This window comes from Bacteroides sp. AF34-31BH, assembly GCF_003602795.1.
Classification (GTDB): domain Bacteria; phylum Bacteroidota; class Bacteroidia; order Bacteroidales; family Bacteroidaceae; genus Bacteroides; species Bacteroides uniformis.
Window position 1 is genome coordinate 145,300 of sequence record NZ_QTLV01000011.1, and the last position, 24,911, is coordinate 170,210.

Here is a 24,911-nt window from a genome sequence, read left to right on the forward strand (position 1 = left end):
ATACTAGGCATGAAAAAGAAACATATCATACTTTATACAGCAGCAGCCATCTGTACCGCCCTATGTACTTCCTGCAGCGACTATCTGGACAAAATGCCGGACAACCGGGCAACCGTTGACACCGAAGAGAAAATTACCAGCCTATTGGTATCGGCATATCCCAACAGCCATTATGCACTGATAGCCGAAATGTCTTCGGACAACACAGATAAAAACGGACTTTCCTCCTATACCGCCATCAACAAATTACAAGAACAGGCAGCTCTATGGGAAGACATCACCGAAAAGGAGATGGATAGTCCATATGACCTATGGAATGACTGCTACAAGGCTATAGCGTCTGCCAACCTTGCACTGCAAGCCATTGAAGAAATGGGAACTCCCTCATCCTTACTCCCACAAAAAGGAGAAGCACTAATGTGCCGTGCCTATGCTCATTGGGTACTTACCAATATTTTTTGCCTGAATTATAACTCTCAAAGCAGCACTACCGATCTTGGCATTCCTTACATGACGGAATCAGAAAGTGCTGTATCTCCCCACTACAGCCGCGGCACAGTAGCGGAAGACTATCAAAGAATGGCAGATGATATAGAAGAGGCACTGCCCCTAATGAATGATGAACATCTCTCCGTTCCCAAATACCACTTCAACCGCAAAGCTGCTTATGCCTTTGCTGCACGCTTCTATTTGTTCTACGTTCAAAAAGACAAATCAAACTATGACAAAGTAATTCAATATGCCGGTGAAGTTTTAGGCAATACCCCTGCAGAAGTATTGCGTGACTGGGCTACCATAGGCGCTAAAGAAAGTAACAACTCCGTACGTGCCAAAGCCTATGCAGACGTCAAGGATAGGGCCAACCTCCTGCTTTATTCCACCTTTTCGGTATGGGCGCGTACCTATGGGCCCTATAAAACCGGTTCACGCTACACGCACAATGTAACCATTGCCTCTTCTGAATCGTGCGCCGACACCCCCTGGGGAAACCGCGAAGAATTCTATTTCCGAATCCCGTCTTATCCGGCTATACCCAAAGTGATTATGGCTAAAATGGCCGAATACATGGAACTTACGGACATGACTAACGGAATCGGTTATCTTCATGTCATGTATCCGGCACTTACCACTGATGAAATCTTGCTGACACGTGCCGAAGCCTATGCCATGAAGGGAGAATATGACAAGGCACTGGCAGATCTCAACATTTGGGGAAAGGCTTTCTATGAATCCACCTCTGACGTTACAGTAGAAGACATCAATACCTTTTACGGTACTCCGGTATACGACTCCAAAGGTAAACTTATTTCGGGTATGGAATACTATACTTCGAAAGTTGCCACTCCCAAAAAACGACTTCATCCCGACTTTACTGTGGCAGCGGGTACGCAAGAGAATTTCATCCATGCCATTCTGCATGCACGCCGTATCCTACTGCTGCACGAAGGCAAACGTTGGTTTGACATCAAGCGCTACGGCATTGAAATCTACCGCCGTACCGTATTGGGCAGTCAAATCACTATTACCGATGAGCTGAAAACCGACGACCCACGCAGGGCCATCCAACTGCCACAAAGTGTTATCAACGCTGGCATGGAACCCAATCCTCGCAATTAATAACCTTTACAACTAGATATTGAACATTATGAGAATCTACTTTTATATCATTGCCATGGCGTTCGCATTACTACAATTCACTTCCTGCCAGGAAGAAGAACTGGACCGTAACAGTATTTTCACCGACGAACCGACCACGGAAAAGAACAGCTTCGACCAATGGCTGAAAAAGAACTATACAGATACCTATAATATCAAGCTGATATATCGGCTGGAAGATATGGAAACCGACTTCAACTATACACTTGCACCTGCCGATTTCATTATGGCACAGAAATTGGCCAAAGTGGTGAAGTACACTTGGCTAGAAGCGTATGACGAAGTAGCAGGACTGGACTTCACTTGTACTTATGTTCCTAAAATCATTCATATGGTAGGCTCTCCTGCCTATGAAGAGACAGGATCTGTCGTACTGGGTCAAGCAGAAGGAGGATTGAAGATTACACTCTACATGGTGAACTACTTTACTCTCGATGCCGCTACCCTAAACTCACTCTATTTTGAGACCATGCACCACGAATTTGTCCACATCCTTCATCAGACAAAGAACTATGATACAGAGTTCCAGCGTATCTCCGAAGGCAATTACGTAGACAATGACTGGTACCTATCCGATGATGAAGAAGCACAAGCAAAAGGTTTTGTCAATGCATACGCCAGCAGCCAGCCTGACGAAGATTTTGCAGAAACAATTGCCATATACGTTTCCATAAAACCCACGGAGTGGAAAGAACTGTTATCCAAAGCAGGCGAAAACGGAGCAAGCCTCATCGTCCGCAAGCTTAACATGGCAAGACAGTATATGAGCGAAACATGGAATATCAACCTTGACGAGCTTCGCAACGTCACCCAGCGACGTCTGAGTGACGTTACCGATGGGACATTAGACCTAAGCCCCGTCGCTACACTTGATGAAACTGATTAATTACTATCAATCGTTATGAAAAATATGAAGAAGTTTATATATACATTCTATTTACTATGCAACTTGGCCTGCATCTGCTCATGCGTAAATGAAGAGGCAGACTTATTCGACTCTTCAGCTGCCCAACGACTCAACCAAGCAGTGACAGAGTATACCGACCTGCTCGAGAACAGTGAAAACGGCTGGATTATGGATTATTATCCTTCTGACGGTTCCCTGGGTGGCTATACCCTCACCGTCGTGTTCAAAAATGGGAAATCTGCCATTGCTTCCGAGATATCCTATGCCAACGACAGTGGAGAAAGTTGGCCGGCAGGCACTGAGGTCACCTCACTCTATCAAGTAAAAGCCGAGCAGGAAGTAATCCTTACTTTCGATTCCTACAACCCACTTCTGCACTATTGGTCGGAGCCGACTGACAGTGACAACCCAACCGGCTTTGAAGGCGACTATGAATTTTCCTTTAAGGAAGTAGGACAAGACATCATTCTACTGAAAGGGAAAAAACACGGCAATCGCATGATGCTGACCCGTCTCAGAGAGCCCGCCAGTACTTATATAAAGAAAGTGTTGGATATGAGCGACCGTCTGTCTGCCAGTCCACGTTTGAGACTTGAAGTAAATGGCAATACACATGCATGCCTGCTGAATGCCAAACAGTTCACCTATTACCCCGAACAAGACAATGTTACCCAACGCACCAACAGACCTTACCTCTTCACGGATAAGGGCATCCGTCTCTATGAGCCGGTGAGCATTGACGGCAGCACTTTCCAAGAATTTATACTGGAAGAGGATATGCAACTGAAAGCAGTGGATTCCAATGTCAGTTTTCCGCGTCCTAATCAAATGGAAGTGTTCTGCGCCGGTACTATGAAGTGGTCTTTCAGTTTCGACTTTGATGATGAAAAAGCCGAAATGAGTGACAATTTATGGACATTGCTTCAGGAGATCAACGAAAAAGATAGGGACGAAATGGGAGAAGACATTACAAGCATGTTCATAGGAAAGAATCCCAGCTACCCGGCAGGTGACACCTATCCTATCTGTATAGGATGGACAAGCAGCTGGTTCATGGATGACTACGATATTTCCTACGGTATTGACATGCGCCCCATTGACGGGACGGACAATCAAGTGAGCATCATTCTGCTGGGTCCCGGTTATGATTTCGAGTTATACAATTTCATGCAACCCCTCGCTACATTCATCGGAGAGCACAGCCCTTACAAAGTGGAATTTGACGACATAGACAACCCCACATCAGCAATCATGAGCAGTATATCCGACAGCAATACCTGGTTCAAGATTGCCCGATAAGAAGTATTAACCATAGAAATTGAACAATAATGAAAAAAATACATCTATTATGGTTGCTTGCTGGACTCCTCACACTAGCAACCGGCTGCAGTGAAGAGGATTATTCAGAACTGACAAGCTCCCAAAAACTGGAAATAGTAAAATCCGATGTGAACTTCTCTGCCGAAGCCTCCCAAGGCGTCATTGAAGTGAAAACCGACCGTATTCTGAATGCCACTTCAAGCGAGGAATGGTGTACCACCAGTATATCAGGAAATATAGTAACCGTTCATGTCGAGTCCTTGATTGCCCGTGAAGGCAGAAGTGCTCTTATCACCCTTAGCGATGGCGTAAAGAAAGCTCAAGTCACCGTCCACCAAGCAGGCATCATTTGGGGGCTTCAAGGCGAGAGACTCTATTTTGTCCCTGCCGAAGCCAACGAGGTACAGATACCTGCCAAAATCAGTTGTGAGTATGACACAGACTTCAGTGCCCCTTCCTGGATGAACGGAGAATTGAAGGGTGATACCTACACCGTATCCATAGGGCAGAATACCGGTGACCTGCGCAGCGGGAGCATCACCTTCAAATCAGTACTGGGAGACAAAAAGTATATATTCGTACAATTAGGTCCCCACGGTTATGCCGGCACCTATACAGCCAAATATGAACGGCCTATCGGCACAAACGCCAAAGAACGTGAGGAACGTGTACAAAGTGGGGTACGACTGACTCGCGACGATGACAACCCCACCCTCTATTACTTTGAGGATTTGAGTCGTATAAAAGGCATAAAGGTTCCATTGGTATACGACGAGAACAAGCGTATCATGAAAATCGGGAATACAACCTTTGTCGACATGATAGTCGATGAAAGCGGAAAGCGCCATGAAATGCGCGCCATCACCGTGGCACAGGGTAAAAGCGGATTGATTGCCACAAGCTATCTGGCCAAATATGAAATAGTTTTCGCCATTGAATGGGATGAAGTCACTTCCAGTCTCTCTATGAATATGATAGACACCGGTGAATGGAAAAACTATACACAAATAGCTTTCCAATTATCTCTCTTTAAAGAAGGTTCAAAAATCAATGGAGCCAATAATGAAGGTTTCACTGATGCCTTCTATTTCTTTACTATGAACAAAGACTGATATTATTAAAAGCCTCTGAGAGAGAGGGGAATATAAGCCGGTAATTCCGCTATTCTCCTCTCTTCTTCAGTTATAAAAACAAAAAGCGTGGAATTATTCCACACTCCCCTCCACACATTCCACACTTTTCCACACTATACCACACAGCGCGCAAAAGCGTATGCAGCTAATCTTCAACATCTTAATCAGCACGCACATCTTTTGGCACATCATTTGACCTATATTAAGCGTAAGCCACAAGCGCTACAACAAGCAAGCACTTAGACTTAACAACAATATATTATCAACCTAAAGCAAATGAATTATGAAAAAATTAGTATTAGTAGCAGCCCTGTTTATGTTTGTTTGTGGCGGATCGTTCTTGGCTCAAGCTAAGGCTCCGGTAGAACAGCCGAGTAAGACAACCACCTTGTCTAACGACACTGTGGTAACGGATACTTTGCAGAAAGCCGAGAACGTCCAAGACACAGCAAAAGTGGCCCAATAACAGTAAGCACACTACAACAAAAAAGCCGTTTCCCCCTTGTCTATTCTGGGAAACGGCTTTTTTCATTTCATCTTCCTAAGCTACTCATTACCAACAGGAAGGAACTTTATTTTTCTTTATCGGCATTAAAGTGCCACTTTATCGCGGATAAAGCAGTACTTTATCACCATTAAAGCATCACTTTATCGCGACTAAAGTGTCGCTTTATCAGCGATAAAGTGGAACTTTAAAACGAGTAAAGAGAAAATAAAGCAGCATCCCATTCATTATAAACACGTTATGGCGCAAGATAGGCTGCGAAGCATCAAAACAGTTCCGCAGCCTATCACCTATTCAAATTCGGGAGGAACCGGATTACCAGTGTCTTTCCGGATAAAGGTCATTCCACCATGCCGGGCTATCCTGCAACCAACGGGCAAACCAAGCCATGATTGAATTGTGCCACAATTCACGCTTTGCATAATCAAGCACAAAATGGTTCTCACCATCCACAGTAATGAATTCCACCGGCTTACCCAATATCTTCAGCGCATTATACAATTGGATACTTTCACCGATAGGTACATTCGTATCCACCGTGCCATGCAGCAACAACAGAGGAGTCTTAATCTTGTCTGCATTGAACAGCGCTCCATGTTTCGTAAACAAATCGGGATTATTCCAAGGATAGCTATCGGCTGCCGCAACAGAGTTATAGGAATATCCCCAGAAACCCTCGCCCCAATAGCTCGTCACATTGCTGATGCCAGCATGCGAGGCAGCGGCAGCAAACATGTCCGTCTTAGTCTGCAGATACATCGTCATGAATCCTCCATAAGAGGCACCCAGGCATCCGATACGTTTATCGTTGACAAACGGATGGGCTGCACAGAATTTCTTCGTACCTTCAATGATCTCATCGGCCGTACGCTCACCCCATGCATTGACATGGCGTGCAGAGAACTCCTGGCCGTACCCGATGGCACCACTGGGCTGGATAACATAAACCACATAGTCACGTGACGCAAACAACTGTGCACAGTACGGGGAAGTTATACCGCGGGTTGTAGGAGTCGTTCCTCCATAATAGTATACGATAAGCGGATACTTCTTGTTCGGGTCAAAAGACGGCGGCAGACAAACCATTCCCTTTATCTCCGTACCGTCCGAAGCTGTGAAATTCCACTCCTCCATCTGCCCCAATTCAATCTTATCGAGAACAGGTTTCATCGGATCAGCCAGCAAAGTAGAGACTTTCTTCTTCGTGTCATACGTATAAGCTACGCCCGTACTGGTATTCCCGCCACCCACATAGGCAGCCACTGCCGGATTATCGTTTGCCAGCGTGAAAGAAGTAATCACATCCTCTTCAAGCGGAAGCATTTCAAAGCCGCCCGTCTTCGGAACATAACGGTATATATGCCTGCAATCCCCATCAGTCGTATCGAAATAGATACATCCGTCCACACGGTTCCACTGCACGGGAGACACTGTAGGATTGAAATCGCGCGTGATAGCCTGCACTTTCTTTGTAGCCAAATCCATAATGAATGCTTGGGTATCAAAGTCATTGGCTATGGGATGTTCACCGCAATTCTTGCCAATGCCTCCGAAAGCAGACGGACTGCCCGTCACCAGAAGCTGCTTCCCATCCGGAGAGTAAGAAGCACTTCCCAGATAAGCATCCCAGGCGACCAGCGTATCTGCCAGCAAGGTGGCCAAATCAATCTCGAAAAGAGAAGAGAGGGAGAAAGGGCATCGAGTGATGTCCGACTTGGAAGTGCTGCACAACAGTTTCTTGCCATCCGGGGAAATATCATTCAGATAGACGTTGTGACTACCGTAGGTCAGACGCTCGGAAAGGCCCGTCTCCACATCGTATTTCATGAGATAATAGCGGTCACGAGAATTGGGGATACGGTCGTCCGGATGCAAGAGACGTTTCAACGGGCCACTCACCTTTTCGCCCTCGTCCGTGAGCATATAAATAAGATAGTCTTCTGTAGGAGACCAGCTGAAATATCCTTCGGGAACATTCTTCAGCAGCACTTCCTCACGCATCGTGGCAGGATCGAACACAACCAGGTCATTCTGCTCCTCGCCCATAACCGTATAATAGAGCTTGTTGCTGTTGGGCATCCAGTTCATCTTTTCATTGGCATTGGGCAATATCACCCGGCCGGTCTTTACCTCGGTCAGCTCACAACGGGTCCTGGGACGCTTCACGTCGTAATTGTCCGAATAGCGGGTCAGCAGATACTTGCCGTTGGGCGAAAGAGAAACCCTGCTCGCTCGGGAGCCGAAATTGGTGTTGAACAAAGAGAAACGTCTCTTCATGTCCGGTGCCATCCGGCAGGCTACATCGGCAAAGTCCTTTTCCTTTTCAAATTCGCATTTCAGCATCGGCTGCATCTTGTCGTCCGCGCTTGAAAGCAACTTGATGACAATCTCATAATCCGCTTCGGGGTCCATACGCAAACTGACAGCCGTAGGACGGACCTGCGACAAGCTGTCCTCCGCTGTCTCCTTGACTTGCTTGGATTCACCGTTTACAAACACCTCAAAACGGGCAGGAGAATATACATTCAGCTTGCCCTTCATGAAACGCTCCGCACGCAGATTGGTAGCAAACAGATAGAACAGATTGTCCTTGTCCGCCTTTGCCACAGTTACATATCCAGCCGTATCAGCAACCATACGTTCGTACCGACCTCCGTCGAAGTCGAGACTGACCTTCGTCTTCAGAAGATTGCCGGTAGTAAACTTGTCTCCCTTGAAGTTGATACTATCGCCCTGGAGGGGAGTGCGCACCGTAACGGCCGGACGCACGTTATACTCAGCAACTCTTTCCTGAGCTTGGGCAGCCAATCCCGCAAGGAGCAGCAAACCCGACAAAACTGTGATTTTCTTCATTACTGTAAGATTAAATCGTTTCAAAACCATTCCATAAATTTCCGGGAGGAACGGGCGCCTCCACTTCTATCAGTTCTTTGGACACCGGATGCACAAAACGGATATACCGCGCATGCAGACAGATGCTGCCGTCGGGATTGGAGCGGGGCGAACCATACTTCAAATCTCCCTTGATGGGACAGCCCATCTTTGCCAACTGACAACGTATCTGGTGATGGCGTCCGGTTTTCAAATCTATTTCCAACAGATAATAGTTCTGCGACCGCCCGATGAGCCGGTAATGCAAAATCGCTTTCTTGCTGCCCGGCACCTCCTTGTCGTATGCATAACTCTTGTTCTGTTTCTCATTTCGCACCAGATAGTTCACCAATTCCCCCTCTTCCTCGCGGGGCAAGTTCTTCACTACTGCCCAGTAAGTCTTCTTCACCTCGCTATTCTTGAACATCTCGTTCAGACGCGACAGTGCCTTACTGGTCTTGGCAAAAACAACAAGACCGCTCACGGGGCGGTCCAGCCGGTGAGCGACACCGATAAAGACATTTCCAGGCTTGCTGTACTTCTCTTTCAGGTACTGCTTTACAGTTTCCGAAAGCGGTGTATCACCCGTTTTGTCTCCCTGAACTATCTCGGAAGCGGTCTTGTTGACTATAATGATATGATTGTCTTCGTATACGACAGTCATCGGTTGTTAATGTTTAATGATTAGTGATTAATGATTAATGACTAACACCCAACTTCTCATTAAACATTAATCACTAATCATTAATCATTAAATTACATATTCATCCCACCATCTACCTGAATAACCTGACCGGATACATAAGAAGACATATCAGAAGCCAGGAAAGTAGCGATATTTGCCACGTCTTCGGGTGTGCCGCCACGACGCAAAGGAATCTTCTTGCACCATTCAGCCTTCACCTCTTCAGACAAGGCGTCGGTCATGGCTGTCATGATGAAGCCCGGAGCAATGGCATTGGCACGGATTCCACGAGAACCCAGCTCCTGAGCGATAGACTTGGCCAAAGCAATCATACCGGCTTTGGAAGCAGAATAGTTGGCCTGGCCGGCATTGCCGTGAACACCTACCACAGATGCCATATTGATAATGCTACCCGCCTTCTGGCGCATCATGATGGGTGTGCAGGCATGGATAAAGTTAAATGCCGATTTCAGGTTGACATTGATAACCATATCCCATTGCTGTTCGCTCATACGCATCATCAGACCGTCACGTGTAATACCGGCATTGTTTACCAGAATATCAATACGTCCAAAGTCCTTATGGATTTCTGCCACTACATTGGCAGTGTCTTCAAAGTTTGCTGCATTGGAGGCATAAGCTTTTGCCTTTACTCCCAAAGCTTCCAATTCTTTTGCCGTAGCCTCGGCATTTTCATCAATCACCAAGTCAGTGAATGCAATATTTGCTCCTTCTTGAGCGAACTTCAAAGCGATAGCCTTGCCGATGCCGCGTGCAGCACCTGTCACAATGGCTGTTTTTCCATCTAATAATCCCATATTATTTTAAAATTATTTATAAAATGTATTCTTACTTCTTTCCCAATGCACCAAGTACCAGACGGGTCACGTAAGTATCGCGTACCGCATCGTCCAGATTGGCCCCTATATGGCCGCGGATATAAGGTGTTTCAATACCTTTGACACTGTAATGCACAATCTCGGCAGTCATATCCAAGTCATCTATCTGGAAAACACCCTTCTCCATACCTTCACGCAGAACCTCCTTGAAAAGCAGGGTCTCTGTAGCATCGAAACGTTTGCGCACTTTCTCCACTCTCCAAATATCCCGAAAGAAATTGGCACGAAGAGTACCATTCCGAAAGACAACCTCTTTTACCGCATCCAGATGAGTGTAAATCATTTCCATCAGTTTCTCGTCCGGCTGAATATCTTTCTCTACCACGTGCTTCATCATATCCGAAAGAATATCCAGCTCCGACTCGACAACAGCCAAGTAGATATCTTCCTTGCTCTTAAAATAGGTATAGAGCGTTCTCCTACCTTTCTTTGAAGCGAGGGCAATATCATTCATCGTGGTATTTTCAACACCCATCTTTGCAAACAGCTGACGGGCAACGTCCACTAATTTAGCTTTTGTCTTCGATACGGTCATAGATTAATTGCACATTGCTTTATTATTTGAGCAAAAAAGCTTATTTATTTTCGTTCTGAATATCAAACACTTACAAATTATAACGTTTCAATTCATACTTATTTATTTTAAGTTGAGCACGACAAAGATAACAATTCTTTTTCATCTAACAGCATTTTCCTACAAATTCTTCCCTTGACCTACAAGAGTAAAAATCAGTGCCACAAGTAGTTCTTACTCACTTATAAGAAGCTACCAATGACAAAGAATATCTTAATGAATATACTCCAAGCTATTGAGAAGTTCATTTTTCTTCTTTTTTCTTATATTCGGATGGCAAATATCCAAACTCCTCTTTAAAAAACTTGGCAAATTGTTTGGGCGAAAGCCCTACTTGATAAGATATTTGTGAAATATTCATTTGACTTCCTTCCAAAAGTTTTCTACCTCTTTTCAAGCGCAGTATCCGCATGAATTCCAAAGGAGATTTTCCTGTAATTTGCATTAACTTTTTATATAACCCACTACGACTCATTCCTATTTGAGCACTAAGTTCCTCTACTGAGAATTCTGAATTATCCATATTCTCCTCGACTATACGAATGGCTTTCTCTATCAGTTGTTCATCTAAAGAACTAATGGTTATTTCCGATGGAGAGATGTCCCTCGTTTTAAATTTATCATGGTTCTGCAAAGTCCACATCAACAACTTTCTTATACGTAATAAAAGTATTTCCAAGTTAAACGGCTTTGTAATGTATTCATCAGCTCCCTCCTTCAAACCACTAAGAATATGTTCTTCAGCCGTACGGGCCGTAAGTAAAATAATAGGAATATGAGAATAGCGGATATCAGTCTTTATTTTGTGGCATAATTCCATTCCGTCCATTACTGGCATCATTATATCACTGATTACCACATGGATTGATTGTTGCGCAAGTACTGTGAGAGCTTTCTTTCCATCAGACGCTTCATATACCTGATAATATTCTTGCAAACAACCGACAAGAAAACTACGAAAGTCATCATTGTCCTCTACTATCAGTAAAGAGTTCTTTTCTCTGTCCACTGAAGACATATCAGCATGAAACTGTTCTTCCACATCAAATGCTGATGTATCTTCTGTACAATTCAGTTTTAATGTCTTGGCAATCGGTAGGATAACTGTAAAAATAGTCCCTTGGGGATGATTATCCTCTACTTTTATCTCACCACCGTGGAGAGTAACATATTCTTTCACAATATGCAGACCGATACCACTCCCAATATAAGTAGTAGAAATGTGCTGTTCCTGAAAGAAACGGTCGAAAATCTTATCCTTATTCTCATTTTTGATACCGATACCGGTGTCACTTATTTGAATATGTATCTGTTCCCCATCACCGGCCAATATCTTGTCAATAGCAACTATCACACTACCATTATCATGATTGTACTTGATGGCATTTGACAGAAGGTTGGATATGATTCGCTGCACTTTGTTACGGTCAAAATCCATTTCTATTTTTGAAGTGTTGATACAAACTTTCAACTCAATATTATGCTTTTGCGATAACGCCTTGAAAGACTTGCATGTTTCGGCAATAAACTCAGTTATGTCTCCGTAAGACAAGGATAATTGTACCTTTTGCTGATCAAGTTTACGAAAATCCAACAACTGATTTACCTCATCAAGCAGAGTAGAAGCATTTCGATACATCAAGTCCAAATCGTCCTTGATTGGACCGGCTTTTTCCGAATGTATCAACTTCTCCAAGGGAGTTATGATAAGTGACAATGGAGTCCTTAAATCATGGCTTATATTTGTAAAGAAACGTATCTTTGCTTCATCCATTTCATGCTGCTGGGCTACTTCAAGTTCCCATTTTTGTTGTACCAGAATCCGTTGATGCCTAGAACGTAGGCGCCTAAGCAAAACTACACCTCCTGACAAGAACAGTACCATATAAATAACATAGGCTACCGGAGACAGCCAAAAGGGTGGACGTACCAGAATTGTCATATAAGATATTGGATTCCTACTACCGTGCAGTTCATTAACTTTCACTTGCAGATTGTATATCCCTGGAGACAGTTTGTTGAAATGGATTCTATTTCCTTCAAAGCTGACCCATTCCTCTTTAGCATCCATCCGATATGCAAATTGAAGCTTATGCTGTGTTCCATAATCCATTGCAGAAATTTCCAATGCAAAATTACTATCAGAATAATCCATTGTAATTTCATCAAGCAACTGAATATTCTTTTGTAACAAGATTCGCCCGTCATGCATTTTTTTCTCTACGTCTACACGCTGATTGGCTAAATATAATCCGGTAAAAATAACTTTATGTTGGTTGGGATGATACAAAGCCTGATTAGGGTCTATCTTTAAATATTTTCCCGTACCTCCCATTAAAACTTCGCCTTTCCGGTTACAATAAATTGAGTAGTTGTTAAATGTAATATCCCCAATACCATCTTCATTAAAATAGGAATAACACCGATATTGCAGCTCTTGGGCAGTAGGGTCATCAACCACAATAATGTGAGTAATGCCACAATCTGTAGCTATCCACATATTTTTATTATGGTCTTCTACAATACCACGTATATAAGGATGAGATACACCATCATTTGTAGAAAGACGAGTAAGCGTTCTACTTTTTTCATCATAAATTCGAATTCCATGTCTGGTTCCAATCCACAACAATCCCCGTTGATCACGGTATAAGCAACTAATATGCATTTTTATCAATGACACTTCATTATCATTCCCTTTCACTGGAGCAAGTTGCTGTGTTTGAGTATTCAACTCATATAATCCCGTACTAGTACCAATATATAACATCGCATGGTCACTTGAATAGACCAAGTCTGTAATAGTATTGGTGTATAAACATGAATTCTCTTTTGTATAAGACGTTATTTTCCCTCCGTTATCTATACAATACAGACCGTGCATAAACGTTCCAACCCATAAATTCCCATATTTGTCATCAGCAATATGCCGGACATACTCTATTGGTTCCAAAGTCTGTTTAAAAGGGAAAAAGATTCCATTCTGTTCATAAAATATGCCACCCCCATAACTACCGAACCACATCTTGCCTTTGGAATCAAGATATGAACCTATAATAAGATTAGAGGGAATATTACTATTATGAGTATTAAACAACTTATAGTTTTTTTGTTTACTGTCATAGCAAGCCAAGCCCTTTCCATCAAATCCAAGCCACAGATTCCCATTCCTATCTTCTTGAAAACAACTGATATCTTCCTGCTCAGGAGTTTTACATATTTCAAAGGCGGTATTATTCAAATCGGTAAACGCAACCCCCTGCTTCGTCGTTCCAACCCACAGAATACCCTGATTATCTTTATAGAAACTGTTAATGTGATTGCTCGACAAGGAAAAAGGAGTTCCTGAATCTCTATGAATGTGCATGAGATTATCGGCCTGTTCATTCAAGATGTATATGCCTTTACTATTGGTACCTATCCAAATATTACCATTCCCATCATCTATGATAGCTTTTACAATATCCGATTGTATAGTCTCTTTGCCAGGAAACTCAAACATCTTTCTATTTTGAATATCATAACACTGTAGATTGGAGGTATATATTGTATAAATCCATAATCTAAGCCGGGTATCCATATATATACGATGTTCTCCAGAGCGAGGAAGTTCTAATTGAACAATTTTCCGAACAGTTTTTGTTTCCCAGTCCACTTGTGCGATTTCTCCATTAGAAAATAACAAGCAAGAATACGATTGTCTGGAAACTATATGCGATAGTTCTTTATCTGGAAAAGATAATTCCTGAAGTTTTTTATCCTGAAAATCATAATAATATAGCTTATTCCCAGTCATGCACCATAAATTCTGCTCATAGTCAACATGTATCATTTCTATTTTATCATTTATTCCCAGTGGTCTCAACCGCTTTTCTATGTTACTTTCCAATTTATCCAACTCTCTATTGTAGTAGAAATATTGATCGGGAGTACGTACCCAAATAGTACCTGATGCGTCCTCCGATATATTATTAAAACAATTACTATAAGTATCAGAATCAGTAACCCAATATTGCTTGCATTGATAGCCATCATAACGATTTAAGCCATTAAGTGTCGCAAACCACATAAACCCGTATTGGTCACGTAACATAGCTATAACATAGTTATCTGAAATTCCAGACTTTACATCAAATGTTTGAAAAGTTAGCCGGGCATTAATCTGTGTGATATAGACTATCATACAAAATATGACTGTCAGTAAATGCTTCATATGGTAATAAGATGAATATGTTTGTATGCAAAGATAGGAAATTGCTTTAAATACATACAGTACAACTACTTCCCATTTGGGTAAAAACGCTTCCCGTTTGGGTAAAAATACGAACCGGACAGACTGAGAAACAAATTAGGAGTACTTCAGGTTATTGTTTCCTTACTTTTGTCCACAGAACGGCGGATTTGTAATTCGTGCTGTTTTTCTTAGATTCAAACATGTGGCGGGTATAAAGGTTGGTAACAATACCCGCCAGTGTTTTGAGCTACGAAAAATAAAATGGAGTGTCAACCTTTAAATTGATTTTAGTTATGGAGAATGGATAGGATATGGAGCAAAAAGAAATTTTACTCTCTTTAAAACAACAACGTTTTACTTTTAATAACTTTATAAATCTGAGAAATATGAAGAATGTATTCATGGCAAGAGTTTTTATAACTCTTTTATTCTGCGGAAGTCCTTCTTTGTCGTGGGCAACTTCCTCCCATACTGTAGAAACAGTGCAACAAAAACAAAAAATAGCAGGAGTAGTGGTTGACCAGAATGGAGAACCCATAATTGGAGCCAATATATTACAGAAAGGCACCAGTAATGGTACAATTACCGATATCAACGGTCAGTTTATACTGAATTGTCCAATAGGAACTCCACTGACGATATCTTACATCGGATTCTTGCAACAAACAGTAAAGGCAACTGTAAATATGAAAATTGTTTTGCATGAAGATAGCAAAACGCTGGATGAAGTAGTTGTCGTTGGTTATGGCTATGTAAAAAAGAGCGATCTTACCGGGGCTGTGGCACAAGTAAAAAGTGGAGATTTACTAAAAAGTTCCCCAGTAAGTCTAGAAAAGGGGCTACAAGGGCGCCTGACCGGTGTGAACGTGGTTTCAAACGATGGAGCTCCCGGTGGAGGAATCAGCATCCAGATTCGAGGTACAAATTCATTTCAAGGTTCTACTGAACCTTTGTATGTAATCGACGGAGTACCCATCGCAGACAGCAATGATGACACAATCAATTTTGACTCGAGCTCGCCCACTTACAATAATGCCTTGTCCTCGCTTAATCCTAGCGACATCGCATCTATTGAAATCTTGAAGGATGCCTCGTCAACAGCCATTTACGGTTCTCGCGGTGCCAACGGCGTAGTCCTGATTACCACCAAAAGCGGTACCGGACTAGATGTTAAAGACCAAATTTCATTTTCATATAAAACAACAATTAGCAATCCTGTGAAAAAGATAAAGGTACTTGGAGCACGTGATTATGCAACATACAGGAATCAATCTTACATCAACACCCAAGAAGTTTCCAATTTCCCTTGGGAACAAACCGACCTGCCTTTCCCCGGAGTTGAGAATGCAGAAGGCACTTATTTGCAAGGACCTGACGACTTCAGTAACGATCCGTACTATTGGCAAGATCAGATTTTCCGTACAGGAGTGACACATGACCTCAACTTAAATATTGCAGGACAGACCAAAGGATACGATTATGCTATAAGTGGAGGATATCTGAACCAAGAAGGTATCGTTGAAGGTTCGGACTATACACGCTATACCATAAAGCTAAACTTGAATAGACAAGTGAAAGATTGGCTGAAAGTAGGTACATCCATATCGGGTTCATTTGCAAATTCAAGTATTGTCAAGACTGCTACAAACAACCAAAATAACGGAACGGAAGGCATTATCCGCTCAGCATTGACTTATCCAGCAACACAAACCCAAGACGATTTGGATAATGAATATAGCATGGTAGCAGTGCCTACTCGATACGCTGATGCGTTGAACGAGAATCGAAACATATCTTTTAGGACTTCCAACTATTTAAATATAACGCTAACAAAAGGCTTGATTTTCAGAACTGTTCTTGGATATAACTATACTCATAATGATGCCAATAAATACTGGCCGAGAACTATGGCCGAAGGTAAATATGTGAACGGAAAATCATACGGTGGAGATAATTGGCGGTCATCATTGGTGTTCGACAATTTGTTAATGTTCAACCAAACTTGGGGTAAACATAATGTAAGCGCAACCGCAGGAACCTCCTGGGAAGCGTCCAGCAACTATAACAAAGTAGTTACAGTACAAGGCTTCGGTACGGATGCTACCAATGGTTGGCTGCTTCAAGATGCAAGTGAGATGCTATCAGCCACCTCTGGCAAGGGGGACTCACGTTTATTTTCACTGATCGGACGGCTTGCCTATAATTATGCAGGCAAATATTATCTGACTTTTACCGCACGTGATGACGTCTCCAGTAAATTTGCCAAAGGCAAGCGCGCAGCCTTTTTCCCCTCTGTCGGCTTCTCATATCGGCTGTCAGAAGAGAAATTCATGAAAGGAGTATCTCATATCTTTGATAATATAAAACTTCGCTATAGCTACGGAGCTTCCGGCAACCAGGCCATCAGCTCTTACCAAACTTTTGCCATTATGGCTGCAGCCAATTATCCATTCGGCACATCGGTTGAAAATGGATATGCAACGAATGTATATAATCCAGGAAATAAGGATTTAACATGGGAAACTACTTGGCAGCATGATGCAGGCATTGAATTGGATATATTAAAGCGGATATCATTGGAAGTAGATTATTATTATAAAAAGACCACGGATCTGTTGCAATACAAGCAAGTTCCCCCAAGCACCGGCATCTTACAGATACTTTCCAATAGCGGTTCTGTTATCAATCGCGGACTTGAAGCCAGCTTAAATGTAAGAGCAATTCAAAACAAAGACTTTTCATTGTCATTCGGTGGCAACATATCATTTAACAAGAATGAGATTTGCGATTTTGGCAAAGACCCGATGTTCCCCAACTCTATCTATAACAGCTTGCGCCCGTATGCTATTGCTGATGGTCATTCTATCGGTTCATTTTATGGTTTTGTCACAGACGGTATCTGGAACTCACGCGAGGAAGTCATTAATAGTAAGCAATTCCAAACCCAATATCCAGATTACACAGTGAACGGTTCTGATGCGGCTACAGAAGAAATAATTCGTAGAGACTGGATCGGTGAACTTAAATATAAAGATCTTGATGAAGACGGTTTTATCACAGACCAGGATCAAACATGGATTGGAGATGCAAATCCCAAGTATTTTTATGGATTCAATATGGACCTGACCTGGAAGAATTTCGATTTCAGCATTCTTTTTCAAGGTGTGGAAGGAAATGACGTATTCAATATGAACTCATTACGTTTTTATAACCTGGGACAGACCCAGAACGTTCCATACTACGTATATGAACAATCATGGAGCATAAATCCCAATAGCGGAATTGCCCCTAAGATATTCAATTATTCAGGACGTGACATTCGTTTTTCCAGATTATATCTAGAAGACGGCTCTTATTTAAAATTACGCACTCTATCCATAGGATATACAATTAGAAAACCATTTCAGTTCATAAATAGCGTACGGTTCAACGTGGTTGCCAATAACTTGTTGACCTTCACCAAATACCGCGGATATGACCCTGAGGTTAATTCTTTTGGCTCCACGCCTTCTTTAAGGGGTATTGATTCTGGAGCCTATCCCCAGCAGAGAAGCTTTACTTTGGGACTTAATGTTATTTTTTAATTAATAAAAACGAATCATGAAGAAAATACTATTGATAATGATATGCTCGATGGCAGCATTTGTAACAAGCTGTTCATTGGAAGAAACCCCTTATTCTATCACATCAGAGAAATTAGGTCAGACTGAAGAAGGAGCAGAACAACTAGTAACCGGTATCTATGCGACTTTTTGGGATAACTGGTGTATGGAACAGACGTATATGGCCTGGATGGACTACGACAACGATCATTGTGGGGCTCCAGCTTGGGTACTCAGTTCTGCAGGTAGCGGCGATATCACCGGACACTATGCCTATAATACAAACAATGATTTGTGGAGTGTCTTTTATAGAATGATCAGTCGGGCAAACAAAGCTAAAGAAGCTCTGGAATCTACAGATTCTTATCAGACAGAATCCGCTGTCAGGCAGTTGTATGGTGAAACGCTTTTTCTACGGGCATTCGCTTATTTCCATCTGGTAAGAATGTATGGTGCCGTCCCATTGAGATTATCTTCGGAAGCAGAGACAGATTGTCCCAGAGCTTCCGTAGAAGCAGTCTACAACACAATTGTCAATGACCTGGAAACTTGCTTAGAATACATGTATTATACATCAGAAGGCAATGTCGGCGCTTGGGGGCATGCAGATAAAACTGCTGCAGCACTATTACTGGCACGCGTATATTGCACTATGGGTTCCAGCGCATTAACCTGCAAAGGAAATACAGAAATAATTGTAGATATCAAGGGAGTGGATAAAAAATATACCTGCAATGCAGTTGAAGGAGCTGAAAACATAGATGTCCAGCAGTGTTATCAACGTGCAAAAGAGCTTTGCGACATGGTCATTGCACGAAGAGGTGTTGATTTTGATTTAGTAGAAGGGTATCTAAACCTTTGGGGTGGTAACAATAGGAAAAACAAAGAATTTGTATGGGGAGCAACCAGTGTAAGTGACGTAGACTTTCAAACATCAGGTTTACATAGCTATTACACTCCGGCTCCTTACGGTGGCAGTGGCGCATGGATATATATGGCCCCTAATCTATATACCCAATTTGACAAAGAGGATGACCGTATTGTGCACGGTGTATGGCATTACTTCCTAACAAGCTACACCTCCACAAAATGGGTTTCTTTTCCCTCTCTCTCGGACGAATATAATGCAGAGAGTCTACCGGACAATCTAAAAGCTTTTGTTCCTGATTTTAACGCGGAATATAAATACGGAGTGCCATGTCTGACTAAATGGTATAAAGGTGATATCTCTAATCCAACCTTCTTTAAACAGAAAGAAGCGTCACAATCAGAACAAGATGTAATTTTAATTCGCTATGCAGAAGCATTCCTGCTCAGAGCTGAAGCAGAAGTAGAATTGGGGGATATAACAGCTGCAATGAAAGATATTGATGTCATAAGAAAACGGGCAAAAGCTACAACCCTATATACAAATAAGGTGACCGATAAGATAGAGGCAAGAAGTTTAGTCCTGAAAGAACGTGCTTTGGAATTTTGCCAAGAATTCAATAGGAAATTTGACCTTTTACGGTGGGGACTATATTTAGACGTTATGAACGACACACAATTCATTGTCTGCGGCTCAGCCAACCGCTCTACCATTCGCTCAAAAAAGAACTTACTATATGCAATTCCGACTGCAGAAATTGCTGAGAACAAATTAATAGGAGCTAATAATTACGGTTATTAAGAGAAACAAAACATGAAAAGAATTATATTTCTAATGTTAGGATGGGGACTATGCCTGATAGTCCAAGCACAAACAACAAATTTTAGCAAATTGAACTTTGGTTGTGATGGCAGCAGCACTACCTCTGGCAACCAATGGTCAAAGACCGTAGTCGATTTATTGGGATTTGCATCACACCATAATGTTGCAGTTGGTTCGTCTACCTTTGCATGCCATCCTGATACACAAGATTACAACAGTGACAACTTTGCCGGAATTTCAGATGGATGGAAGCCTACAAAAGATAAGAAAGAATTGCAAATGAGACATAATAATGTATCCAAAGTACATATTCAGAAATTTATCTCAGAAGTAAAGGACGGTGTTTATCCCGCACCCGATGTTTTCGTTTTTGCAATGGGCTCAAATGATACAAAACTTGATGGAGTTGCAGAAGCATTATCAGCAAGAACGCTGGACGATGTTAATGTGACGACCATGGCAGGAGGGGCAAGATGGGCAATTCAAACTATACTTGAGAACTTCCCGGAATGCCGTGTATTCGTATGGTTGCCTATACAGACCGGGGACAAGGCAAAAAATGAAATGCATCGGAAACGAAATGAAGTGTTGCGCCAAGTCAGTCAAGCTTTATCCGTTCAGGTTATTGATTGCTACGGCGAAAGCGGTATTAGTCAGTTTTTCGAAAATTCCAACACCCGTGGGCGCTATCTAAAGGATGGAGTACATCCGGATATAGAAGGGCAACGATTGATAGGACGTTACATTGCTAAAGAGATTCGTAACAACTTCTTTTAAAAAGAACAGAATAATAACATTGGAAGATTCTTAGATGAGCTACCAATATTTACAAAAAGCTAAAGAGAATGAAAAAGAATATATCAATCATTTATTTTCTGCTGTTTGTGTATAGCATAGCAAACGCTCAAGATTCTTTGTATTTCAGAGCAAACGCCTATAAAGAACAGCTGGACAATTATTACAGCATGGATGAGAAAGATTTTCCTAAACCAGGAAGCATTCTTTTTATCGGCAGTTCCTCATTGGGCATGTGGAAAAATACCGGCAGTTATTTCCCCAATCATAGGGTTTTAAATCGTGCATATGGCGGTTCATGGATCAGCGACTATTTATACCACTATCAACGCCTGGTAGTAGCCTACAAACCGGCACAGATAGTGTTGTTATGCGGTGCGAATGATCTTTATAATGGCGTATCCATCGAACGTGTTTTCGAAGACATTAAGTGCTTCTGCCGTTTATTGGATATTCATCTTCCTGGCGTTCCGGTTATTCTCCTTTCTTTTCATCCATCCCCTTCTATGCCCGACTGGATTCCAAAGGAAAGAGAGGTGAATAAACTGATACAAGACTACTTCAAAGACAGCCACCAGGTTACCTACGTTGATATAACATCATGTCTATATGACAAGAATGGAGCTTTACCTGAAAAGTTCTATATTAGTGACAGGCTTCATCCCAGCGTACTTGCTTATAAAGAATTTGCCAAAATAATAGAACCTTATCTCATTAATAACAAATAACCCTGATTAATAATCACATACAATATTTTATTTATTAAAATGAAAAGAATACTTTTATGTTTGAGCGTTCTCATATGCACCTTTACCAACGCTCAGGAAACCGTCTACAAGACAATTGAAAATTTAACCTATGCAACATCGCAAGATGCATATGCTCAAGAACGGTGCAAGTTAGACATCTATTATCCTGAAAATCTAAAGGATTGCCCAACTGTAATATGGTTTCATGGAGGAGGATTGACTAGTGGCAATAAGTCCATTCCAACCAAATTAAAGAAAAGTGGCATGATAGTGATAGCTGTAAACTACCGTTTACTTCCCAAAGTAACAATCTCGGAATGTTTAGGCGATGCGGCAGCAGCCATAGCCTGGACTTTTAAAGAAGTAGAAAAATACGGAGGAAACAAAAAGAAAATATTTGTTTCCGGCCATTCGGCAGGCGGCTACCTCACTGCAATGATTGGATTAGACAAAAAATGGTTAAAAGAGTACAGTATAGATGCAGATTCCCTTGCAGGTCTGATTCCCTTTAGCGGCCAAGTCATTAGTCATTTTTCCTATCGTAAAATGAACGGTATTGATAATCTACAACCTACTATCGATGAATTCGCCCCATTATTTCATGTCAGAAAAGATGCCCCCCCCTTGATACTTATAACCGGTGATCGGGAGTTAGAGCTTTTTGGACGTTATGAGGAAAACGCTTACATGTGGCGGATGATGAAACTTGTCGGGCATGAAGACACTTATCTTTATGAAATCGGCGGGCATGGGCATGGTCCTATGGGTGAACCTGCTTTCTATATATTGCACCAACAGATAAAACGGATATTAAATACTCCCGCAAAACAGTGATATAATGCAAATCAACAGAAAGATTTTTACCATAAATTACACAATTTAATAACATGAAGAATATGAAATGATTTTTCTCTTTTAACAGTTCCAACGTCACTCTTCTTGATATTACTTCTATGATGTATGGAACTAATGGCAAACTTAGAGAAGAACTCTATCTAAAAGACCGATTACATATCACTCCGGAAGCCTATCGCATGATAGCAGATAAGCTTGAGCCATTATTAATAAGAAATAGGAATTAATAAACAGTCAAAAAAAGAAAGGAGAAAACGCACTCATTATCAACATTTTAAATATTTCACCAGAGCTATACTAAAAAATATCATGCATTTTATTTGCATATTAAATAAAAAGCCGTACCTTTGCACCCACAAAACGATAACATCGCGGAGTGGAGCAGTTGGTAGCTCGTTGGGCTCATAACCCAAAGGTCATTCGTTCGAGTCGGATCTCCGCAACTACAATGAGGATAAAAGGTTTTATAAACCGTTTTATCCTCATTTTTTTAATTCCCATCAAGGACAGAAAAAAATGTTTGCGCAAATAATGTTTGTGCAAATTGCTTCCACACTTCCACCTCCTCTCCACATCCCTTTATTCATCGGCATTACAGATGCGGTGGAAGCAACTCAAAAGTGTGGAAGCAAAATTTGCTTCCACACCGTTTCACAAACAGAAATACTGACACACAAGAAGCTAACATGAAGTAACACAAGTTATTAATTTCTTGTATCACATCTTATTTATATCGTACCTGCACGAAATCAATATCCTGCAAACACGGTATTAATTCCATCTCCTCCCCCTTCAAATGCAATCAGAACAAATGCGTACAGCCACACAAAGCCAAGACTTCAATACTGTTTTCCTCTGTGCTTTATTCAGAGAATGAAGGTATTTATTACGTCGGACATAAGGAATCAACAGTATGCAACGGCCATGATGCAATCGCCTAACGGCCATCAACAACCCGCTTAACAGCCGTCAGCAGATCGCCGCACGACCATTAGGCGCTGATAAGGCAATGAGTAAAAGGGAACACTCCCCTATACACAAGTAAACAAAGCCCTATATACAACGGATTGAAAGCAGCGGTTTCCCTTAGAATATCCTGATGAAAAGCAACCCCAGCCCGATGGCAACGCCAGTCGAAACAAGTCCGGGAAGCATGAACGAGTGGTTCAGCACATACTTGCCGATACGGGTAGTCCCGGTACGGTCGAAATTGATGGCTGCCACTACGGTGGGATAATTGGGAATAAAGAAGTAACCGTTTACAGCGGGGAACAGAGCAACCAGTATCATAGGCGAAATGCCCAAAGCGATGCCCAAAGGCATCAGTGCGCGCACAGTGGCGGCCTGGCTATAAAGCAGAATCGACATGGCAAACAAGGCTATCCCGAACAGCCACGGCATTTGCCTCACCACTCCCTCGATGGACTGGGTCAACTGAAGCATGTTTCCCTGAAGAAAAGTATCTCCCATCCAGGCAATGCCGAATATGGCAATCACCGCCTGCATGCCTGCCGGGAAGACGGAGCCTTGCGTTGCCTTCATGCCGTCGGTGCGAGTCAGCAGCAAGATGAGGGCAGCGGCAGAGAGCATCACGATTTCGATAATGGCGGACATGCCGAGTCTCACCGTCTCGCCGTCTATCACGAAGGCAGGACGCAAACTGTCGAACGAACCAAAGAACACAATAAAAGCAGTGGCAAGGATAAAGATAAGCACGGACAAGACGGCATGCCGTTTATTGTGTATATCCTTTATCTCCACCTTCTTGACATCAAGATAGCCTTCGGTCAACCTCTTTCTGTACTCCGGGTCGTCTGCCAGCTCCTTGCCCACCTTCATGGAGAACAAGGCGCCCACAAGTACCCCGATAATGGTAGCAGGAATCGTTATTTTCAGAATATCGAACAAGGTGACATCAAATCCCGCCAGCAACCCAAGCAGTGCGACGGTGGCAGCCGAAATGGGACTTGCCGTAATAGCCTGCTGCGAAGCAATCACCGCAATGCCCAGTGGCCTTTCGGGACGAATCTTGGTCTCCGTGGCAACCTCGGCAATCACGGGAAGCACCGAATATGCCACATGTCCCGTGCCGGCAACAAAAGTAAACAAATAGGTCACAATAGGGCTCAAGATGGTGACCTGCGAAGGATTCTTCCGCAACAACCGTTCTGCCAGCTTTACCATATAATCCAGTCCGCCAGCCGCCTGCATACAGGATGCGGCAGAAATGACGGCGGCTATCATCAACATAACGTCAATGGGAGGTGATGTAGGCTGCAATCCGAAACCAAACGTCAGAATTGCCAGACCTATCCCTCCCATTACACCTAGTCCAATGCCGCCCAAGCGGGCGCCTATAATGATAGCTACCAATACGAATGCCAATTGCAAGGCCATATACTCTACACTTTTTGATTCATGTGCAAAGATAAGTCA

Annotated in this window: 16 protein-coding genes and 1 tRNA gene; 11 read left to right on the forward strand and 6 right to left on the reverse strand. The window is 42.5% G+C overall.

Features of this window, described 5'->3' with window-relative positions:
* Nucleotides 1-9 precede the first annotated feature (9 nt).
* From DWZ67_RS15730 to DWZ67_RS15750, 5 genes are all read left to right on the forward strand, one after another.
* Nucleotides 10-1,617 (forward strand): RagB/SusD family nutrient uptake outer membrane protein, encoded by a 1,608-nt coding sequence (locus tag DWZ67_RS15730; RefSeq protein WP_009037273.1) that lies wholly within the window; start codon nucleotides 10-12, stop codon nucleotides 1,615-1,617.
* A gap of 28 nt (nucleotides 1,618-1,645) precedes the next feature.
* Nucleotides 1,646-2,542, forward strand: a complete 897-nt coding sequence (locus tag DWZ67_RS15735; RefSeq protein WP_034528903.1) for a putative zinc-binding metallopeptidase — start codon at nucleotides 1,646-1,648, stop codon at nucleotides 2,540-2,542.
* A gap of 24 nt (nucleotides 2,543-2,566) precedes the next feature.
* A complete protein-coding gene (locus DWZ67_RS15740; RefSeq protein ID WP_229077950.1) occupies nucleotides 2,567-3,862 on the forward strand; it encodes a DUF4302 domain-containing protein in 1,296 nt (431 codons plus the stop codon).
* Between the two features lie 29 nt (nucleotides 3,863-3,891).
* On the forward strand, nucleotides 3,892-4,995 hold the full coding sequence (locus DWZ67_RS15745) for a BACON domain-containing protein (protein ID WP_120139281.1): 1,104 nt from the start codon (nucleotides 3,892-3,894) through the stop codon (nucleotides 4,993-4,995).
* A 304-nt stretch (nucleotides 4,996-5,299) separates the two neighbouring features.
* Complete coding sequence (locus DWZ67_RS15750) at nucleotides 5,300-5,482, forward strand: hypothetical protein (protein WP_009037277.1); 183 nt, start codon at nucleotides 5,300-5,302, stop codon at nucleotides 5,480-5,482.
* A gap of 354 nt (nucleotides 5,483-5,836) precedes the next feature.
* On the opposite strand, the gene DWZ67_RS15755 is transcribed toward DWZ67_RS15750, so the two are convergent.
* From DWZ67_RS15755 to DWZ67_RS15775, 5 genes are all read right to left on the reverse strand, one after another.
* Entirely contained in the window at nucleotides 5,837-8,374 is a 2,538-nt protein-coding gene (locus tag DWZ67_RS15755; protein WP_120139282.1) for a prolyl oligopeptidase family serine peptidase, read from the reverse strand.
* Nucleotides 8,375-8,384: 10 nt separating this feature from the next.
* Nucleotides 8,385-9,056: an RluA family pseudouridine synthase gene (locus DWZ67_RS15760; protein WP_005828600.1), complete on the reverse strand. Its 672-nt coding sequence runs from the start codon at nucleotides 9,054-9,056 to the stop codon at nucleotides 8,385-8,387.
* A 92-nt stretch (nucleotides 9,057-9,148) separates the two neighbouring features.
* Entirely contained in the window at nucleotides 9,149-9,895 is a 747-nt protein-coding gene (gene fabG, locus DWZ67_RS15765) for a 3-oxoacyl-[acyl-carrier-protein] reductase (RefSeq protein ID WP_005828602.1), read from the reverse strand.
* Nucleotides 9,896-9,926: 31 nt separating this feature from the next.
* Nucleotides 9,927-10,511 carry a TetR/AcrR family transcriptional regulator gene (locus DWZ67_RS15770; RefSeq protein ID WP_016274241.1) on the reverse strand — a complete coding sequence of 195 codons (585 nt, stop codon included), beginning with the start codon at nucleotides 10,509-10,511 and terminating at the stop codon, nucleotides 9,927-9,929.
* Between the two features lie 283 nt (nucleotides 10,512-10,794).
* A complete protein-coding gene (locus DWZ67_RS15775; RefSeq protein ID WP_120139283.1) occupies nucleotides 10,795-14,763 on the reverse strand; it encodes a two-component regulator propeller domain-containing protein in 3,969 nt (1,322 codons plus the stop codon).
* Nucleotides 14,764-15,095: 332 nt separating this feature from the next.
* On the opposite strand from DWZ67_RS15775, the gene DWZ67_RS15780 reads away from it, so the two are divergent.
* The 6 genes from DWZ67_RS15780 (at nucleotide 15,096) to DWZ67_RS15805 (ending at nucleotide 22,918) form a co-directional block, all read left to right on the forward strand.
* Nucleotides 15,096-18,368 carry a SusC/RagA family TonB-linked outer membrane protein gene (locus tag DWZ67_RS15780; protein ID WP_243635175.1) on the forward strand — a complete coding sequence of 1,091 codons (3,273 nt, stop codon included), beginning with the start codon at nucleotides 15,096-15,098 and terminating at the stop codon, nucleotides 18,366-18,368.
* A gap of 16 nt (nucleotides 18,369-18,384) precedes the next feature.
* On the forward strand, nucleotides 18,385-20,055 hold the full coding sequence (locus DWZ67_RS15785) for a RagB/SusD family nutrient uptake outer membrane protein (RefSeq protein ID WP_120139285.1): 1,671 nt from the start codon (nucleotides 18,385-18,387) through the stop codon (nucleotides 20,053-20,055).
* A gap of 12 nt (nucleotides 20,056-20,067) precedes the next feature.
* Nucleotides 20,068-20,853: an SGNH/GDSL hydrolase family protein gene (locus DWZ67_RS15790; RefSeq protein ID WP_005834898.1), complete on the forward strand. Its 786-nt coding sequence runs from the start codon at nucleotides 20,068-20,070 to the stop codon at nucleotides 20,851-20,853.
* A 68-nt stretch (nucleotides 20,854-20,921) separates the two neighbouring features.
* Nucleotides 20,922-21,599, forward strand: coding sequence for a GDSL-type esterase/lipase family protein (locus DWZ67_RS15795; protein WP_005834897.1), 678 nt, complete (start codon nucleotides 20,922-20,924; stop codon nucleotides 21,597-21,599).
* A 39-nt stretch (nucleotides 21,600-21,638) separates the two neighbouring features.
* The gene (locus DWZ67_RS15800) at nucleotides 21,639-22,454 is read left to right on the forward strand and encodes an alpha/beta hydrolase (protein ID WP_035458100.1); all 816 of its coding nucleotides are present in this window, start codon (nucleotides 21,639-21,641) and stop codon (nucleotides 22,452-22,454) included.
* 391 nt (nucleotides 22,455-22,845) lie between these two features.
* Nucleotides 22,846-22,918, forward strand: a tRNA-Met gene (locus DWZ67_RS15805).
* A gap of 643 nt (nucleotides 22,919-23,561) precedes the next feature.
* Here DWZ67_RS15805 and DWZ67_RS15810 read toward each other — a convergent pair.
* Nucleotides 23,562-24,872, reverse strand: coding sequence for an anaerobic C4-dicarboxylate transporter family protein (locus DWZ67_RS15810; RefSeq protein ID WP_005834895.1), 1,311 nt, complete (start codon nucleotides 24,870-24,872; stop codon nucleotides 23,562-23,564).
* Between the last annotated feature and the right edge of the window lie 39 nt (nucleotides 24,873-24,911).

What these genes read in the sequence shown, in the direction of transcription:
- DWZ67_RS15755 (WP_120139282.1), bottom strand. Translation starts at nt 8,374, where the DNA reads ATGAAGAAAATCACAGTTTTGTCGGGTTTGCTGCTCCTTGCGGGATTG.
- DWZ67_RS15795 (WP_005834897.1), top strand. Translation starts at nt 20,922, where the DNA reads ATGAAAAAGAATATATCAATCATTTATTTTCTGCTGTTTGTGTATAGC.
- DWZ67_RS15810 (WP_005834895.1), bottom strand. Translation starts at nt 24,872, where the DNA reads ATGGCCTTGCAATTGGCATTCGTATTGGTAGCTATCATTATAGGCGCC.
- DWZ67_RS15790 (WP_005834898.1), top strand. Translation starts at nt 20,068, where the DNA reads ATGAAAAGAATTATATTTCTAATGTTAGGATGGGGACTATGCCTGATA.
- DWZ67_RS15735 (WP_034528903.1), top strand. Translation starts at nt 1,646, where the DNA reads ATGAGAATCTACTTTTATATCATTGCCATGGCGTTCGCATTACTACAA.
- DWZ67_RS15750 (WP_009037277.1), top strand. Translation starts at nt 5,300, where the DNA reads ATGAAAAAATTAGTATTAGTAGCAGCCCTGTTTATGTTTGTTTGTGGC.
- DWZ67_RS15730 (WP_009037273.1), top strand. Translation starts at nt 10, where the DNA reads ATGAAAAAGAAACATATCATACTTTATACAGCAGCAGCCATCTGTACC.
- DWZ67_RS15760 (WP_005828600.1), bottom strand. Translation starts at nt 9,056, where the DNA reads ATGACTGTCGTATACGAAGACAATCATATCATTATAGTCAACAAGACC.
- DWZ67_RS15770 (WP_016274241.1), bottom strand. Translation starts at nt 10,511, where the DNA reads ATGACCGTATCGAAGACAAAAGCTAAATTAGTGGACGTTGCCCGTCAG.
- DWZ67_RS15780 (WP_243635175.1), top strand. Translation starts at nt 15,096, where the DNA reads ATGGAGCAAAAAGAAATTTTACTCTCTTTAAAACAACAACGTTTTACT.
- DWZ67_RS15745 (WP_120139281.1), top strand. Translation starts at nt 3,892, where the DNA reads ATGAAAAAAATACATCTATTATGGTTGCTTGCTGGACTCCTCACACTA.
- DWZ67_RS15785 (WP_120139285.1), top strand. Translation starts at nt 18,385, where the DNA reads ATGAAGAAAATACTATTGATAATGATATGCTCGATGGCAGCATTTGTA.
- DWZ67_RS15800 (WP_035458100.1), top strand. Translation starts at nt 21,639, where the DNA reads ATGAAAAGAATACTTTTATGTTTGAGCGTTCTCATATGCACCTTTACC.
- fabG (WP_005828602.1), bottom strand. Translation starts at nt 9,895, where the DNA reads ATGGGATTATTAGATGGAAAAACAGCCATTGTGACAGGTGCTGCACGC.
- DWZ67_RS15740 (WP_229077950.1), top strand. Translation starts at nt 2,567, where the DNA reads ATGAAGAAGTTTATATATACATTCTATTTACTATGCAACTTGGCCTGC.
- DWZ67_RS15775 (WP_120139283.1), bottom strand. Translation starts at nt 14,763, where the DNA reads ATGAAGCATTTACTGACAGTCATATTTTGTATGATAGTCTATATCACA.